At 71.2% G+C, this 15,038-nt stretch carries 19 protein-coding genes; 16 read left to right on the top strand and 3 right to left on the bottom strand.

The annotated features are described in order from the left end of the window. The first annotated feature begins 68 nt into the window (after positions 1 to 68). From ACWDAG_RS01165 to ACWDAG_RS01145, 5 genes are read left to right on the top strand one after another with little or no spacing between them, the layout of a single operon-like run. Positions 69 to 503, top strand: coding sequence for a roadblock/LC7 domain-containing protein (locus ACWDAG_RS01165; RefSeq protein ID WP_450693485.1), 435 nt, complete (start codon positions 69 to 71; stop codon positions 501 to 503). A gap of 2 nt (positions 504 to 505) precedes the next feature. Then, entirely contained in the window at positions 506 to 877 is a 372-nt protein-coding gene (locus ACWDAG_RS01160; RefSeq protein ID WP_030936141.1) for a DUF742 domain-containing protein, read from the top strand. Next, on the top strand, positions 855 to 1,454 hold the full coding sequence (locus tag ACWDAG_RS01155; RefSeq protein WP_450693484.1) for a GTP-binding protein: 600 nt from the start codon (positions 855 to 857) through the stop codon (positions 1,452 to 1,454). Before ACWDAG_RS01160 ends, ACWDAG_RS01155 begins: the two co-directional genes overlap by 23 nt. Positions 1,455 to 1,514: 60 nt before the next feature. After that, on the top strand, positions 1,515 to 2,096 hold the full coding sequence (locus ACWDAG_RS01150) for a GAF domain-containing protein (RefSeq protein ID WP_232650512.1): 582 nt from the start codon (positions 1,515 to 1,517) through the stop codon (positions 2,094 to 2,096). Between the two features lie 54 nt (positions 2,097 to 2,150). Then, positions 2,151 to 2,759, top strand: coding sequence for a TetR/AcrR family transcriptional regulator (locus ACWDAG_RS01145; RefSeq protein ID WP_450693483.1), 609 nt, complete (start codon positions 2,151 to 2,153; stop codon positions 2,757 to 2,759). A 102-nt stretch (positions 2,760 to 2,861) separates the two neighbouring features. Here ACWDAG_RS01145 and ACWDAG_RS01140 read toward each other — a convergent pair whose 3' ends face one another. Genes ACWDAG_RS01140 through ACWDAG_RS01130 form a run of 3 tightly spaced genes read right to left on the bottom strand, consistent with a single transcriptional unit; the run spans position 2,862 to position 5,027 of the window. After that, positions 2,862 to 3,467: a GOLPH3/VPS74 family protein gene (locus tag ACWDAG_RS01140; RefSeq protein WP_450693482.1), complete on the bottom strand. Its 606-nt coding sequence runs from the start codon at positions 3,465 to 3,467 to the stop codon at positions 2,862 to 2,864. Between the two features lie 13 nt (positions 3,468 to 3,480). Then, positions 3,481 to 4,728, bottom strand: coding sequence for a YbfB/YjiJ family MFS transporter (locus ACWDAG_RS01135; RefSeq protein ID WP_450693481.1), 1,248 nt, complete (start codon positions 4,726 to 4,728; stop codon positions 3,481 to 3,483). Beyond that, positions 4,725 to 5,027, bottom strand: a complete 303-nt coding sequence (locus ACWDAG_RS01130; RefSeq protein ID WP_450693480.1) for a muconolactone Delta-isomerase family protein — start codon at positions 5,025 to 5,027, stop codon at positions 4,725 to 4,727. Before ACWDAG_RS01130 ends, ACWDAG_RS01135 begins: the two co-directional genes overlap by 4 nt. Before the next feature lie 108 nt (positions 5,028 to 5,135). Between ACWDAG_RS01130 and ACWDAG_RS01125 the strand changes: the two genes are divergently transcribed. The 11 genes from ACWDAG_RS01125 (at position 5,136) to ACWDAG_RS01075 (ending at position 14,746) form a co-directional block, all read left to right on the top strand. Next, positions 5,136 to 6,074 (top strand): LysR family transcriptional regulator, encoded by a 939-nt coding sequence (locus tag ACWDAG_RS01125; RefSeq protein WP_450693479.1) that lies wholly within the window; start codon positions 5,136 to 5,138, stop codon positions 6,072 to 6,074. Positions 6,075 to 6,202: 128 nt separating this feature from the next. Next, entirely contained in the window at positions 6,203 to 6,916 is a 714-nt protein-coding gene (locus ACWDAG_RS01120; RefSeq protein WP_450693478.1) for an SDR family NAD(P)-dependent oxidoreductase, read from the top strand. Between the two features lie 32 nt (positions 6,917 to 6,948). Next, positions 6,949 to 7,320, top strand: coding sequence for a YybH family protein (locus ACWDAG_RS01115; protein WP_450693477.1), 372 nt, complete (start codon positions 6,949 to 6,951; stop codon positions 7,318 to 7,320). 187 nt (positions 7,321 to 7,507) lie between these two features. Next, positions 7,508 to 8,536, top strand: coding sequence for an L-threonine 3-dehydrogenase (tdh, locus tag ACWDAG_RS01110; RefSeq protein ID WP_450693476.1), 1,029 nt, complete (start codon positions 7,508 to 7,510; stop codon positions 8,534 to 8,536). Between the two features lie 36 nt (positions 8,537 to 8,572). Continuing rightward, positions 8,573 to 9,766, top strand: coding sequence for a glycine C-acetyltransferase (locus ACWDAG_RS01105; RefSeq protein WP_450693475.1), 1,194 nt, complete (start codon positions 8,573 to 8,575; stop codon positions 9,764 to 9,766). 36 nt (positions 9,767 to 9,802) lie between these two features. Continuing rightward, positions 9,803 to 10,705, top strand: a complete 903-nt coding sequence (locus ACWDAG_RS01100) for a LysR family transcriptional regulator (protein ID WP_450693474.1) — start codon at positions 9,803 to 9,805, stop codon at positions 10,703 to 10,705. Between the two features lie 357 nt (positions 10,706 to 11,062). Then, complete coding sequence (locus ACWDAG_RS01095; RefSeq protein WP_450693473.1) at positions 11,063 to 11,602, top strand: hypothetical protein; 540 nt, start codon at positions 11,063 to 11,065, stop codon at positions 11,600 to 11,602. 68 nt (positions 11,603 to 11,670) lie between these two features. After that, positions 11,671 to 12,255, top strand: coding sequence for a helix-turn-helix domain-containing protein (locus tag ACWDAG_RS01090; protein WP_450693472.1), 585 nt, complete (start codon positions 11,671 to 11,673; stop codon positions 12,253 to 12,255). Then, a complete protein-coding gene (locus tag ACWDAG_RS01085; RefSeq protein WP_450693471.1) occupies positions 12,252 to 12,779 on the top strand; it encodes an N-acetyltransferase family protein in 528 nt (175 codons plus the stop codon). The genes ACWDAG_RS01090 and ACWDAG_RS01085 overlap by 4 nt, the downstream gene beginning before the upstream one ends. Positions 12,780 to 12,838: 59 nt before the next feature. After that, positions 12,839 to 13,198, top strand: coding sequence for an MmcQ/YjbR family DNA-binding protein (locus ACWDAG_RS01080; RefSeq protein WP_351468789.1), 360 nt, complete (start codon positions 12,839 to 12,841; stop codon positions 13,196 to 13,198). A 285-nt stretch (positions 13,199 to 13,483) separates the two neighbouring features. Then, positions 13,484 to 14,746, top strand: a complete 1,263-nt coding sequence (locus tag ACWDAG_RS01075) for an MFS transporter (protein WP_450693470.1) — start codon at positions 13,484 to 13,486, stop codon at positions 14,744 to 14,746. Positions 14,747 to 15,038: the final 292 nt, after the last annotated feature.

Genomic DNA, 15,038 nt, shown 5'->3' with positions numbered 1-15,038 from the left:
TTCCCACCCCCGCCACCACCACCCCCACCGCTCCCGCAGACCTTCGTACCCCAAGGAGTCGATCCACCATGGCGAGCGATGCGCCGACCGGCCATGTATCCGATCTCGACTGGCTGATGAGCGGCCTCGTGCAGCGCGTACCCCACACGACCAGTGCGGTACTTCTCTCCTGCGACGGGCTTGTGAAGTCGGTCCACGGCCTCGATGCCGACAGCGCCGACCACATGGCCGCGCTGGCCTCCGGCCTGTACTCCCTCGGCCGCAGCGCCGGGGTCCGCTTCGGTGACGGTGGCGAGGTCCGCCAGGTCGTCGTCGAACTCGACTCGACGCTCCTGTTCGTGACCACGGCCGGCTCCGGCACCTGTCTCGCCGTACTGGCCGGCCGCGAGGCCGATGCGGCGGTGCTCGGCTATGAGATGGCGATGCTCGTCAAGAGCGTCCGCCCCTACCTGGTCACCGCGCCCCGGCAGCACGCCGTCGAACCCACGGCGATGAGGCCTTGAGCGTGGCGGCGGTCGGCGACGGGCCCTGGCTCGACGACGCGGCCGGTCGGCTCGTGCGCCCCTTCACGGTCAGCAACGGACGCACCCGGCCCACCATCGCGCTCGACCTCCTGTCGCACGTGATGGCCACCGGAGCCACCCCCCTCGGCTACCTCGGCCCCGAACACGCGCAGGCGCTCGACCTGTGCCGCGCGCCCGTCTCGGTCGCCGAGGTGGCCGCCCAGCTGAAGCTGCCGGCCGTGGTCACCAAGGTGCTGCTGTCGGACCTCGTCGACTGCGGGGCGCTCACCACCAAGCCACCCGAGTTCCACCACAACCCGACTGACCGGGCCCTTCTGGAGGCAGTGCTCGATGGACTACGACGACAGCTCTGATCCCTTCCCCACCGCACTGAAGATCCTGGTGGCGGGCGGGTTCGGAGTAGGCAAGACGACCTTCGTGGGCGCGGTCAGCGAGATCGCGCCGCTCAGCACGGAGGAGCTGCTCACCACGGTCAGCGCCGCGACCGACTCTCTCGACGGGATCGAGAACAAGGTCGAGACGACGGTGGCCATGGACTTCGGCCGCATCACCCTCGACCCGGAACACGTGCTGTACCTGTTCGGCACGCCCGGGCAGGAGCGGTTCTGGTTCATGTGGGACGAGCTCTCCGAGGGCGCGCTCGGCGCGGTCATCCTCGCCGACACCCGCCGCCTGGAGGAGTGCTTCGCGGCGGTCGACTTCTTCGAGCAGCGCGGACTCGGCTTCATCGTCGCGATCAACGAGTTCGACGGCTCGTACCGCTACGACCCCGAGGAGGTCCGCGCCGCCATCGACCTCGACCCGGCGATCCCCGTCGTGCGCTGCGACGCCCGGATCTCCAGTTCCGGAGTGCAGACCCTGCTCACCCTCGTACGACACCTCATCGCCCACGCCCCGACGCATGCGCCGAGCCACGGCGCCCACATGTGATCCCCGCACACTGCCACGGAGCCCGTATATGCCCTGCGTCCACAGTGACGGAGCCCGCTCATGAGGTACGACCCGGCGCGCCCGGCCGGTCGGCTGCTGCTCACCCCCGAGGACAAGGAGGCCCCCGCCCGGGCCCGGCGCCTCGGCCAACTGGGCCTCGCAGAACACCCGGACCCCGCCCTCGACGCCTACGCGGACCACCTCGCCGAGCTCACCGGGGCGCCGTACGCCATGGTCAACTTCATCGACGAGAACCGGCAGTTCTTCGCGGGCCTGCATCTCTCGGACGTCGCCCGGCCGGTGGTGAAGGCGGACGGCACCACCCCCGTCCTGGGCCGCGAACTCGCCCGCGACCACGGCTTCTGCCCTCATGTGGTGGTCCGGCGCAAGGCGCTGGTCCTGGAGGACGTCTGCGACTACCCGCGGTTCGCGGGCAATCCGGTGGTCGACGAGTTCGGCATCCGCTCCTATCTGGGCGCACCGCTGATCGACAGTACGGGGATGGTGCTCGGCACCGTGTGCGTCGTCGACGTGGAGCCACGGCCCTGGGGCAGGCCCGGCCTGGAGACCATCAAGTCGACGGCGGCGGACCTGGTCGCACGGCTGGAGCGGCGGGAGGCGGACGGGCTCCCGCTGCTGTGACGGCGGTCGGCCCCTCACTAGCCGACCGGTCTAGTACTTACGTACTCTTGCGTCGTGGGACGCACCAGTGACGCCAGGCAGAAGATCCTCGGTGCCGCACGCTCGCTCATCGAGGGACGCGGTTACACGGCGCTGGGCGTGGCCGAGATCTGCAGGGCGGCCGGGGTGCCGAAGGGCAGTTTCTACTACTTCTTCGAGTCGAAGGAGGCCCTCGCGCTCACCGTCGTCGACGAGCACTGGGCGGCCCAACAGCGCGACTGGGCACGCGCGTTGGACGGCGACGGGGAACCACTGCAGCGGCTGCGGCAGCTCTGCGAGGAGACGGAGGCCGGCCGGCGCGCCGCCCAGCAGAGCTGCGGCACCGTGGCGGGCTGCCTGTTCGGCAACCTGACCCTGGAACTGAGCAACCGGGCCGAGGCCGTCCGCGGCCGGCTGCAGGAGATCTTCGACGCGCAGGTCGACATGGTCGAGGCGGTGATCACCGAGGCCCGCGAGCGCGGCGAGGTCACCGTGACCGACACCCGGGAGGCGGCGCAGGCGGTGGTGGCTCAGATCGAGGGCCAGGTCATGTTCGCCAAGCTGTACAACAACACCAGTCGGCTCAGCCCCCTGTGGAACAACTGCCGGGCTTTGTTGGGCGCCACGGGTTCGGCAGCCCCCTAAAGGGGAGCGGGACTGAGTCAATATGCGGCTCCGCCGCGCGCGACCAGCCACGACGGGCTCGCAGGTGACCGACGGCCCATCGCGGCTCCATCCGCGGAGCGCTCAGTAGCCGCGCCACACATTGTCGAACGCGGCGTCCTCGATCGCCTTGCGCTGGCGTACGGCCTCCAGCTCCATCACCGCGTCGCCGACAGCGGCAAGTACGGTCGTGACGGCCTCACCGGAGAGGCCCTCGTGCCCCTCGGTGACTTCTTCGTGGATGCCGGCGGCGGCAGCGAGGGCGGCGAGGACCGGCTCGCCGGATGCCCAGCGGTCCTCGGCCTGCTGCCGGGCCGCCGAGTCGACCAGCTCGGCCCGCCCGGTCCGCAGCGAAATCCGGCGGCCACGCGGCCGGGCGGTCAGTCCCACTCGCTCCAGGTCGTCGACATAGGCCGAGGACAGCCCACGGCCCCGGCGCCACAGCCAGTCCTCGACCGTCTCGTACGGCTCCTGCCGTACGAGGGAGGAGACGGCCTCGTCCAACAGGCGGTCGCCCGTGGGTGACGGGGCGCTGGGGAGGATACGGTCACCGTCCAGGGCGAGCGCCAGGGCCTCGATGAGGTCGAGCACCTCGGCTCCCGCGAGTGCGAGTGACAGTTCGCCCTGCTGGACCTGGCGGCTGGGCGCCGCGTCCAGGGCGACGATCGCGAGATCCCGTGCGGTGTTCATCGGCGGCTCCACGTCAGTTGGCCTGCTGCGGGGCGAGAGTGTCGGGACCGGTGTCGGCCGGCCGGTCGCCCCCGGTCGATTCTCGCTGCCGCGGCGTTGCTGTGTGTCGTACTACGACCATGTGGTGCGGGAAGCCGATCCGCAGCACGGCGGCGGCCGCGGCCGCGGCGAGGACCACGAGGGCGGCCGACAGCAGCGCGCGGTGGTAGCCGTGGTGCAGCAGCGGGGCGACGGCGAGCGGGCCCAGGATCTGGCCGACGGAATAGCCGGCGGTCAGCAGCGCGACCGAGCGGGGGAAGCGCAGGTGGGCCCCGATGGCCAGGGTGAGCATGCTGATGCCCAGGAACGTGCCGCCGAACAGCACCGCCGAGACGAGCGCCGCAGCCGTTCCGCCGATCAGGGCGGGCAGGGCGATGCCGACCGCCTGCACCACCAGCGCGGCGAGCAGCAGGGCGGGCCGGGACCAGCGGCGTCCCAGCCGCGCCCACAGCGCCGGGGACACCGCGGCGGCCATCCCCACCAGAACCCAGGAGCCGTTCCCGACCCAGCCGGGGGAGCCCTGGCCGATCGCCGCGACCAGGAAGGTTCCGGCGACGATGTAGCCGATGCCCTCCAGGGAGTAGCTCACGAACAGCGCACCGAACCAGCGGTGTGTGCGGGGTGCCGTACTCCCCGGTTTCTCGCTGCTCGCGCGCAAAGCCGCCTCCGGCCGCAGGTTCCATGCGCCGACGGCGAGCAGCGCGGTGAGCGCGGCCGAGGCCCACCAGGCGGCCCGCCAGTCAGCGACGGACCGCAGTGCCAGGAGCAGCAGACCGGACAGCGCGATGCCGCCGCCGACGCCGCCGATGGCCCAGCCGGGCAGGTGCGCAGGGTGCCCGCGCAGATGATGCAGGAGGGAACTGGCCGCGACGACGAACACCAGGGCGCTCACCACTCCGGACAGCAGCCGCAGCACGCTCCACATCGCGGGGCTGTGGGTGAGGGGCATCGCGGCGAGTGTCGCGGTCAGCGCGAGCAGGGAGCAGCGCAGTACGGCACGCGATCGCACCAGCGCGGGAAGCAGGATGCCCGCGAGCGCGCCGACGAGATAGCCGATGTAGTTGGCGGTCGCCAGGTCGGCTCCGCCGCCGGCGGTCAGGCCCGCCTGGGTGTGCATCAGGGGCAGGATCGGTGTGTAGACGAAGCGGCCGACGCCCATGCCGGCCGCGAGCGCCGCCGCGGCCTGCGCGACATGCGTCCAGGGGGAGGAAGGGGCGCTCATCGGGTGCCTTCGACCCGGCCCGGGTCGTTGGGGTGGGACTCGAGCGGAGTGACGGCGAGCGTCATCCACGGGCGCAGCGGCAGCGTGCCGAGCACCTTCTCGTGCAGCTCCGCCTCGTCGGCGGCCCGCCACACGCCGATGCTGCGCATCTCGCCCACGGGGCGCCACAGTCGGGCCAGATGGCCGGTGGCGGCCAGCTCCCGCGCACGGACGGCCTCGGCGGCCCGCCGCCGGTCGACCTCGTCCTGGCCGGTGCCCTCGGGGACGGTGGTGGTGATCTCGACCAGGAACTCGCGCATGATGTGCTCCGATCGTCGTTGGTGGGCCCATGGTGTGCCCGTGACCAGCACCGATGCCACGACCGGCTGCCTCGCTGCTGATAGGCGCAGCCTCCCAGCGCGCGTACCATGGCGCGCGTGGAACTGCGCCAGCTGCGCTACTTCGTCGCGGTCGCCGAGGAACTGAACTTCGGCCGGGCCGCCGAGCGGCTGCTCATCGCGGGCCCCTCGCTCTCTCAGCAGATCAAGGCCCTCGAACGGGACCTGGGCGTGCGGCTGTTCGACCGGGACCGCCGCTCGGTCTCCCTCACCCCCGCCGGAGCCGACCTGCTCCCGCACACCCGCGCCCTGCTGGCACGGGCCGACGACCTCAAGCGCCGGGCCGGCCGACTGTCGGGTTCGCAGTCGGTACGGCTCGGTTACGTCAACTGGCTTCCCCCGGACCTGACTTCGCGTACGGCAGCGGTGGCCCGAGTGCACGTCGACGCGTGGGTCGCCCCCTCGCACACCCAGGCGGCCCGGGTGGCCGACGGCAGCCTGGACCTCGCCGTGTGCTGGCTGCGCACCGAGGACCTCGAGCGGCTCGGGCTGCGGGCCCGGCTGCTCGGCACCGACCGGCTGTACGCCGTCGCCAAGGGCGGCGACTCCCATGACGTACCGGATGTGGCGGCCCATGACACCGACGTCCTCATCGACGACGACATCACCGCGTGGGCATCCTGGAACGCGTACGCCGAGGAGCTGGCACAGGCCACCGGCGCCCGTGTCGTACGCATCTCGGACGGGGCGATCACCGGCCCGGCCTTCTTCGACCACGTCCGCCGCTGCCGCCGCCCGGTCCTCAACTCGCCCAAGGGGCAGACCACTCCGCTCCCGCCCGACCTGGTCCGCCGGGAGATCGTCGCCCCGAAGGTCTACTGGACCTGGTCCCTGGTCTGGCGAAAGAGCGAGGACCGCGCCGGAGTCCTCGGCGCCGTCGACGCCCTGTGCGCGGGCGTCGGCGACCTCGGAATCCACGCCCCGGACGCCTGGCTGCCCGCCGACGATCCGTACGCGCTCCCGGGCTGACCTGATCTGGGAGCCTGCGCCTCCCAGCCAGGAGAAAGGCGATCCTTCCGCCGCTGCGCCGCCCGACCTACGGTCCAAATAGTCGACCGGTCGGCTAGTAGCCGGTCAGCTCTCGGAAGAAGGTCACCATGAGCACGCAGAACCAGAAGGTCGCGATCGTCACCGGCGCCTCCCAGGGCATCGGCGCCGCCCTCGTCGAGGGCTACCGCAAGGTCGGCCACGCGGTCGTCGCCACCTCGCGCACCATTGCCCCCGCCGACGACGCCGACGTCCTCACCGTCCAGGGCGACATCGCCGACCCGGCGACAGCGGAGCGGGTGGTCGCGGCCGCCGTCGAGCGTTTCGGTCGTATCGACACGCTGGTCAACAACGCGGGCGTCTTCGTCGCCAAGCCGTTCACGGACTACACGGCCGAGGACTACGCCGCCGTGACCGGCATCAACGTCGCCGGCTTCTTCCACCTCACCCAGCAGGCCGTACCGCATCTGCTCGCCCAGGGCGGCGGCCACATCGTCAACATCACCACCAGCCTGGTGGATGCCGCGGACTCCCGAGTCCCCTCCGTCCTGGCCTCGCTGACCAAGGGCGGCCTGCAGTCCGCCACCAAGTCCCTCGCCATCGAGTACGCGACCCGAGGCCTCCGCGTCAACGCCGTCTCGCCCGGCACCATCAGGACCCCCATGCACCCCGAGGAGACCCACGAGTTCCTCTCCGCCCTGCACCCGGTGGGCCGGATGGGAGAAGTGAGCGACATCGTCGACGCGGTGCTCTTCCTGGAGACGGCCCCGTTCGTCACCGGCGAGATATTGCACGTGGACGGCGGTATGAGCGCCGGACATTGATGCCCCGTCAGATCACTCGCCAGGGAACGGACATGACCACCAACACGGACGACAAGGCGATCCTGAGCGCGGTCCTCGACGCATGGAAGACCGCCGTCGACGCACACCAACCCGAGCGCGTCGCCGCCCGCTTCACCGAGGACGCCGTCTTCCAGGGGCTGCACCCGTACAGCGTCGGACGGGAGGGCGTCGCCGAGTACTACGACTCGCAGCCCCTCGGCATGAAGGCGGCCTACCGCATCCTCGAGACCAGACGCCCGGCCGACGGTCTCGTTCTCGGCTACTTGGACGTCGAGTTCACATTCACGGACCGGCCCGCGCTGCAGGTCAAGCTCTCGGTGCTGGTGACCCGGGTGGGAGGCGATTGGTACATCAGTCACTACCAGGTCTCCCGTCTCGCCTAGGGGGCCGGGCCTCCTCCTTGGGGCCCGCGGGCCGGGTGTGAAGCACAGCTGCGGCACGGGTTAAGAAAACCTCGATGGACCAGGGGTGGCGTCGTACGGCAGATTGCTACGCGATTCCACCCCTCTCCCCGGATACGGGCGCCTTCGGCATGCCCGGGACCGGGGCCGCACCCACAGGAGCCGTAGCGTGAAGGCGCTGGTCAAGGAGAAGGCTGAGCCCGGGCTGTGGCTCGCGGACGTGCCGGAGCCGGCCGTCGGGCCCGGCGACGTACTGATCAAGGTGCTGCGCACCGGCATCTGCGGCACCGATCTGCACATCCGGGCCTGGGACGGCTGGGCGCAGCAGGCCATCCGTACGCCGCTGGTGGCCGGGCACGAGTTCGTCGGCGAGGTCGTGGAGACCGGGCGTGACGTCGCGGACATCGCCGTCGGCGACCGGGTGAGCGGCGAGGGGCACCTGGTCTGCGGGAAGTGCCGCAACTGCCTGGCCGGGCGGCGGCACCTGTGCCGGGCCACGGTCGGGCTCGGCGTCGGACGCGACGGGGCCTTCGCGGAGTACGTCGCCCTGCCCGCCGCCAATGTGTGGGTGCACCGGGCACCTGTGGACCTCGACGTCGCCGCGATCTTCGACCCGTTCGGCAACGCCGTGCACACGGCCCTCTCCTTTCCGCTGGTCGGCGAGGACGTGCTCATCACGGGGGCCGGCCCGATCGGCCTGATGGCCGCCGCGGTGGCACGGCACGCGGGCGCCCGCAACGTCGTGATCACCGACGTCAGCGAGGAGCGGCTGGAGCTGGCCCGCAAGATCGGCGTGAGTCTCGCGCTGAACGTGGCGGAGTCCGAAATCGCCGACGGGCAGCGGGAGTTGGGGCTGCGTGAGGGCTTCGACATCGGCCTGGAGATGTCCGGCCGCCCCGAGGCCATGCGCGACATGATCGCCAACATGACGCACGGCGGCCGTATCGCCATGCTCGGCCTGCCCGCCCAGGAGTTCCCGGTCGACTGGGCCCGCATCGTCACCTCCATGATCACCATCAAGGGCATCTACGGCCGGGAGATGTTCGAGACCTGGTACGCGATGTCCGTGCTGCTGGAAGCGGGCCTCGACCTGTCACCCGTGATCACCGGCCGGTACGGCTACGGCGACTTCGAGGCGGCGTTCGCCGACGCGGCGAGCGGCCGCGGCGGCAAGGTCATCCTCGACTGGACCGCGTAACTCCCTTCACCCGTCAGCACTTTCAGGAGCTTCCCCATGTTCGACTCCGTGCGCGACGACCTGCGCGCCACCCTCGACGAGATCCGGACCGCCGGCCTGCACAAGCCCGAGCGTGTGATCGGCACCCCGCAGTCCGCGACCGTGAACGTCACCGCGGGCGGCCGCCCCGGCGAGGTCCTCAACTTCTGCGCCAACAACTACCTCGGCCTCGCCGACCACCCCGAGGTCGTCGCCGCCGCGCACCAGGCCCTGGACCGCTGGGGCTACGGCATGGCGTCGGTCCGCTTCATCTGCGGCACCCAGGAGGTGCACAAGGAGCTGGAAGCGAGGCTGTCCGCCTTCCTCGGCCAGGAGGAAACGATCCTCTACTCCTCCTGCTTCGATGCCAACGGCGGTGTCTTCGAGACGCTGCTCGGCCCCGAGGACGCCGTCATCTCCGACGCCCTGAACCACGCGTCGATCATCGACGGCATCCGCCTGTCCAAGGCCCGCCGTTTCCGTTACGCCAACCGTGATCTGGCCGATCTGGAACGGCAGTTGAAGGACGCCTCCGACGCCCGCCGCCGGCTGATCGTCACCGACGGCGTCTTCTCCATGGACGGCTATGTGGCGCCCCTGCGCGAGATCTGCGACCTCGCCGACCGCTACGACGCCATGGTCATGGTCGACGACTCCCATGCCGTCGGCTTCGTCGGCCCCGGTGGCCGCGGCACCCCCGAGCTGCACGGCGTCATGGACCGCGTCGACATCCTCACGGGCACCCTGGGCAAGGCGCTCGGCGGTGCGTCCGGCGGCTACGTCGCCGCCCGCGCCGAGATCGTCGCGCTCCTGCGCCAGCGCTCGCGACCGTACCTCTTCTCCAACACGCTCGCCCCGGTGATCGCCGCGGCCTCGCTGAAGGTCCTCGACCTCCTCGAGTCGGCGGACGACCTGCGCATCCGCCTCGCCGAGAACACCGCCCTGTTCCGCAGCCGGATGACCGAAGAGGGGTTCGAGATCCTCCCCGGCGACCACGCCATCGCGCCCGTGATGATCGGTGACGCGACCAAGGCGGGCCGCCTCGCGGAGCTGCTCCTTGAGCGGGGCGTGTACGTGATCGGCTTCTCCTACCCGGTCGTGCCGCAGGGGCAGGCCCGCATCCGCGTCCAGCTGTCCGCCGCGCACTCGACGGACGACGTCAACCGGGCCGTCGACGCCTTCGTGGCGGCACGGGCGGAACTGGAGGCCTGATCCGGCCGTCCCGGACATATTGAGATAATCGATCCCATGATCGAGGCGCGGCGGCTCCACATCCTCCGTGCGGTGGCCGACCACCGCACGGTGACGGCGGCTGCCGCCGCGCTGTATCTCACGCCCTCCGCCGTCTCCCAGCAGCTGACGGCGTTGGAACAGGAGACGGGCCACCGCCTGGTCGAACGCAGCGCCAAGGGCGTACGGCTCACCCCGGCCGGTGAGATCCTGCTCGGTCACACCAACGCGGTCCTCGCCCAGCTGGAGCGCGCGGAGGCCGAGCTCGCCGCGTACAGCTCGGGCGCCGCCGGCACGGTCACCGTCGCGTCCTTCGCGACCGGCATCGCCCTGGTCGTGGCGCCGGCCGTGGCGCGCCTCGCCTCCTCCGCGCCCGGCATCCGCATCCGCGTCCAGGACGCCGAGGGCGACGCCAGCCTGCCGATGGTCCTGGACCGCCAGGTCGACGTCGCGGTCGCGGTCGAGTACCGCGGGGCGCCACCCGCCGACGACCCACGCCTGACCCACGTACCGCTGTACGCCGAGCCCTTCGACGCGGTCGTCCCGGTGAGCCACCGGCTGGCCGAGGCCCCCGAGATCCCGCTGGCCGACCTGGCCAAGGACCCGTGGATCGGCCCGTACCCCGGCAACCCCTGCCACGAAGTGGTCGTCCTGGCCTGCGAGGGCGCCGGATTCCAGCCCCGCCTGGAACACTCCTCGGACGACTTCCGCGCCGTCGTCGCCCTCGCCTCGGCGGACGCGGGCGTGGCCCTCGTACCGCGCTCGGCGCTGCGGGGAATGGACCTCACGGGCGTGGTCGTACGTCCGGTGGACGGGATCGCGCCCACCCGCCGGGTCTTCGCGGCGGTACGGCGGGGAGCCGAGGAACACCCGCTGATCCGGCCGGTGCTGGAAGCGCTCGACGAGGCGGCACGGGGGTAGGGGACCGACCATCGGCCGTGCATGACGAGTCAGCTGCGTCGGTGCGCCCGCCTGTGCCTATGCCGATGCATCAGGGTCTGGAATTATTGGGCGACTTGGGCATCCCATCGCATTGCGGGGTCTGTCATGAAATCGGCTCTCAGGCTCCTCGCTCTCCCGCTGACCGTGGTCCTTCTCGCCGGGTGCGGCAGCTCCAGTGGCTCGCGCAATTCGGGTGATTCATCCAGGAAGCCGACGACCACCGCATCGGCGGGGATCCCGGGCTGCGCTCCGGAATGCCTCTCCGGGTTTTCCGACCCCGGAAGCCTGCCTTCGGGCCCTCATCGGACGTCTCACTTCTTCGACGGGCATCTGACGGTGACCTTCACGCAGCGGTGGGAGAGCCATGAGGACCAGCCCGTCGAGTTCTCCGTGGCACCGGAGGGCAGTTGGGATCTGCACCGGGTCCTGTTCTGGTCCGACCTCATCCCGGTGGACAGGGACCGCAAACGCGCCGCCGGAGTGGCCAGTACTGCCACAGGGCTGGCGGCCTGGCTCGCAGCCCGCCCGAACCTACAGGTCTCCACACCCCGGAGCGGCATGATCGGCACCGGCGCTCTCCCGGCGAAGGTGATCGACATCGCTGTCTCCGGCAAAGCAGTGAACGAGGCCTCCGACTGCCCGGTACGGACCTGTGTGGACTTCCTGACCTGGCCGCACGCCGGAGACAACGTCTATGGCATGGCGGAGCCCGCGGTACTCCGCCTGTATCTGGCCGACGTGAGATACGGCGGCAAGAACCATCTCTTCGCCATCGGGATCGAAGGGCGGGACCGGGCCGACCTCAAGGTGTTCCTCCCCGACGCTGAGCGCGTCATCGCCGGCGCGGACGCCCCGGTCACCCCGGCACCCCGATGACATTCGGCGGGAGGGACTGGCGGAAGCCATAGAGACTGTCGTCTCGCATCTGGGATAGTATCCCGAATATGAAACAGGACGATGGTGAGACAGGGCCCGACCCCGTCGACGCCCGGCTCGGTGCCCGGCTGGCCGAGCTGCGGGCCGAACGGGGTTGGTCGCTGGGGGAGTTGGCGGAGCGCAGCGGGGTCAGCCGCTCGACGCTCTCCCGCGCCGAACGGGCCGAGACCAGCCCCACCGCCTCGCTCCTGAACCGCCTGTGCGGTGTGTACGGGCGCACCATGTCCCAGCTGCTCAGCGAGGTGGAGGCGGAGCCGGCGCTGCTGGTGGCCGCCGCCGAGCAGCAGGTCTGGGAGGACCGGGCCTCCGGTTTCGTACGACGGTCCGTGTCGCCGCCGCACGCCGGGCTGCGCGGCGAACTCGTCGAGGGACGGCTGACCGCGGGCGCGGACATCGCCTACGACCGGCCGCCCGTGCCCGGTCTCGAACAGCACATCTGGGTTCTGGAAGGAGCACTCGAGGTGACGGCACAGGAGGTGGAGCACCACCTCGGCACCGGGGACTGTCTGCGGCTGCGGGTGTGGGGGCCGACCCGGTTCCGGTGCACGGGACCGGACGACGTGCGCTACGTCCTGGCGGTGGTGCTGCCGTGATCGTGAGCCGGTTGGACTGCGATGAACTGCACGCGCGCGTGGACGCGTTGGCGGACCTCCTCGTCGACACCGTGGACGGCGGCGCCTCCATCGGCTTTCTCGCACCGTTCGACCGTGCGGAGGCCCTCGTCTGGTGGAGGGAGCGCGCCGCGGCCGTCGCCGCCGGGCAGCTCGCCGTGTGGGCGGCGCTCGACGGTGAGCGGGTGGTGGGCACCGTCAGCCTGGCCTTCCCGGACAAGCCCAACAGCCGTCACCGTGCCGAACTGGTCAAGCTGATGGTGCACCGGGACGCCCGGGGACAGGGCCTCGGCCGGACACTCCTGACCACCGCAGAGGAGGCCGCCGCCGAGGCGGGCATCACCCTGCTGCACCTGGACACCGAGACCGACAGCCTCGCCGAGCACCTCTACCGTGCGGCCGGCTGGACCCGGATCGGCGCGATACCGGACTACGCGGCCGCCCCGGACGGCGTGCTGCGACCGACGTCGATCTACTTCAAGAAGCTGGGTCCACCGGCAGCGTGAGGTAGTCGCCCGACGCCCTCACCAGGTGATTGTCAGTGGCAACGGCTACGGTGCGGAGCATGCCGGATGCCGAAGACGTACGCCGTATCTGCCTCGCTCTGCCGGACACGACGGAGAAGATCGCCTGGAGCATGCCCACGTTCCGGGTGGCGGGGAAGATGTTCGCCACGTTGCCCGAGGACGAGACCTCCATCGCCGTGCGCTGCCCCAAGGAGGAGCGCGACGAACTGGTGCTGGCCGAGCCGGGCAAGTTCTGGATCGCCGACCACGAGGCGCAGTTCGCCTGGGTGAGGGCCCGCCTCGCCGCGATCGAGGACGAGGGCGAGCTGCGCGACATCCTCGCGGACTCCTGGCGCCAGGCGGCCCCGCCCCGACTGTTGGACGCCTACCCGGAGTTGGGGCTTCCGGACGCGGACTGAAAACGCTTCGAGCGTTGTCAGTGGCGCGTGACATGATCCGAAGTCGGGTGTGGGAGCCGGAGCGGAGGGGGCTTCGGCTATCACGGAGACGTCGGGGTGCGGGGATCGTGGGGGATCGAGCAGCGGGGAGGGGAGGGGGACGGGGTGACCGGGACGTCATCACAGCCGTCGGACCCAGGAGCCGGGGTGGGGCAAGGAAAACATCACGACGGCTCGGAAGGAGCGGTCGGCGGACCGCGTGACATCGTTGCCGAAGCCCAGGCGCCAAAGGGAGACGTGGGGCCGGTGTGGTCACGGGACTTCGCGCTGTTCTTCGTCGCGCGTGCGGTCGCCCGGCTCGGCGACACCATGCTGCCCGTCGCTCTCGCCGCGGGCCTGCTGCAACACGGGTACGGAGCGGGCGCGGTCGGCCTCGCGATGGCCGCGACCTCCGTCGCCTTCGCCGGGCTTGTGGTCTTCGGCGGGGTGATCGCCGACCGCTTCAGCACGCAGAAGCTGATGATCGGCGCCGACCTCGTACGCCTCGGCACCCAGTCCCTGGCCGCGGGGCTGTTCTACTCCGGCCACGTCGTGCTCTGGGACATCTGCGTCATCGGCTTCGTCAACGGTGCCGCGGGCGCCGTGTTCCAGCCCGGCGTCGCCAGTACGGTGCCCCGGCTCGCCTCCGACATCCAGGGCGCGAACGGCGCCATACGCATCGCCGAGTCCGCGGCCCAGCTCGCCGGTCCCGCGCTCGCAGGCGTCCTGGTGGGCTTCGCCTCGCCAGGCGGCGTCTTCGCGGCCCATGCGGCGACATACGCGGTCAGCGCCCTGTGCCTCCTGCTGCTCCGCCTGCCCCCGCTCGCCCCGGGCAGCGGTCCGGCGGGGCACGGCGGTGGCAGTGCCTTCCGGGCCGATCTGATCGAAGGATGGCGGGAGTTCAGGGCGCGCACATGGCTGTGGGGCGTGATCGCCGTCTGGTGCGTGTACATGATCGCCGTCTGGGGCCCCTCCGTCCCGCTGGTGGCGACGGAGGTCGTCCAGCAGCACGGCCCGCGCGCCTACGGCGTGGTCAACTCCGCCCTCGGCGCCGGCACCGTCATCGGCGGCCTCCTCGCCCTGCGCCTGCGCCCCCGCCGCATGCTGCGCGCCGGTGCCCTCTCCCTGTTCGCCTTCGCGGGCTTCCCGGCCACCGTCGGTGCCGGACTCGGCGTACCGGCCATGGCGGCCGGAGCGGCCGTCGCCGGGGCCGGGATGTCCTTCTGGGGCGTGATGTGGGCGACGAGCGTCCAGACCCAGGTCCCGCCCGACGTCCTCAACCGCATCCACGCGTACGACGTCGCCGGCTCCCTCGCGATGATGCCGGTCGGCCAAGCCCTCGCCGGCCCCGCCGCCACGGCCGTCGGCGCCGACCACGTCCTCCTCGCCGCCGCAGCGATGAGCTTCGCCATCCCGATCTCCCTGCTCTCGGTACCGGCGATACGCAACCTGATACGCGCTGATGCATCGACGGGGGGCTCGGGAGCGGGGGTGGCCGACCGGCAGCGGTGCTCGGAGGCAGCGGCCTGACGGGGGACATCCGCCTGCTCGCCCCGACGAACCGATGGCGGATCGGGGTACGGGGGTGGCGGGCCGGTGGCCGTGTTCGGAGGTGACGGGCTGGCGGCGGGCGTCGACTGGTTTGGCTTGCTTGGTTGGCTCGCTTTCGCCCGGTACGGGTCGATGCTTCCGTGTCGGATCGGGGTACAGGGGCGGCGGGCCGGCGGCCGTGTTCGGAGGTGACGGGCTGGCGGCGGGCGTCGACTGGTTTGGCTTGCTTGGTTGGCTCCCTTCGCCGGGCACGCGTCGATGCTCCCGCGGC

This window comes from Streptomyces sp. NPDC001157 (assembly GCF_053598255.1).
This window is presented reverse-complemented; position numbering and strand designations above follow the sequence as displayed.

Excerpts from the sequence above, each read along its gene's own strand:
- ACWDAG_RS01130 (WP_450693480.1), bottom strand. The coding sequence starts at position 5,027 with ATGCGCGAGTTCCTGGTCGAGATCACCACCACCGTCCCCGAGGGCACC.
- ACWDAG_RS01080 (WP_351468789.1), top strand. The coding sequence starts at position 12,839 with ATGCCGGATGCCGAAGACGTACGCCGTATCTGCCTCGCTCTGCCGGAC.
- ACWDAG_RS01165 (WP_450693485.1), top strand. The coding sequence starts at position 69 with ATGGCGAGCGATGCGCCGACCGGCCATGTATCCGATCTCGACTGGCTG.
- ACWDAG_RS01120 (WP_450693478.1), top strand. The coding sequence starts at position 6,203 with ATGAGCACGCAGAACCAGAAGGTCGCGATCGTCACCGGCGCCTCCCAG.
- ACWDAG_RS01090 (WP_450693472.1), top strand. The coding sequence starts at position 11,671 with ATGAAACAGGACGATGGTGAGACAGGGCCCGACCCCGTCGACGCCCGG.
- ACWDAG_RS01125 (WP_450693479.1), top strand. The coding sequence starts at position 5,136 with ATGGCGCGCGTGGAACTGCGCCAGCTGCGCTACTTCGTCGCGGTCGCC.
- ACWDAG_RS01155 (WP_450693484.1), top strand. The coding sequence starts at position 855 with ATGGACTACGACGACAGCTCTGATCCCTTCCCCACCGCACTGAAGATC.
- ACWDAG_RS01150 (WP_232650512.1), top strand. The coding sequence starts at position 1,515 with ATGAGGTACGACCCGGCGCGCCCGGCCGGTCGGCTGCTGCTCACCCCC.
- ACWDAG_RS01100 (WP_450693474.1), top strand. The coding sequence starts at position 9,803 with ATGATCGAGGCGCGGCGGCTCCACATCCTCCGTGCGGTGGCCGACCAC.
- ACWDAG_RS01140 (WP_450693482.1), bottom strand. The coding sequence starts at position 3,467 with ATGAACACCGCACGGGATCTCGCGATCGTCGCCCTGGACGCGGCGCCC.
- ACWDAG_RS01135 (WP_450693481.1), bottom strand. The coding sequence starts at position 4,728 with ATGAGCGCCCCTTCCTCCCCCTGGACGCATGTCGCGCAGGCCGCGGCG.
- ACWDAG_RS01115 (WP_450693477.1), top strand. The coding sequence starts at position 6,949 with ATGACCACCAACACGGACGACAAGGCGATCCTGAGCGCGGTCCTCGAC.
- ACWDAG_RS01105 (WP_450693475.1), top strand. The coding sequence starts at position 8,573 with ATGTTCGACTCCGTGCGCGACGACCTGCGCGCCACCCTCGACGAGATC.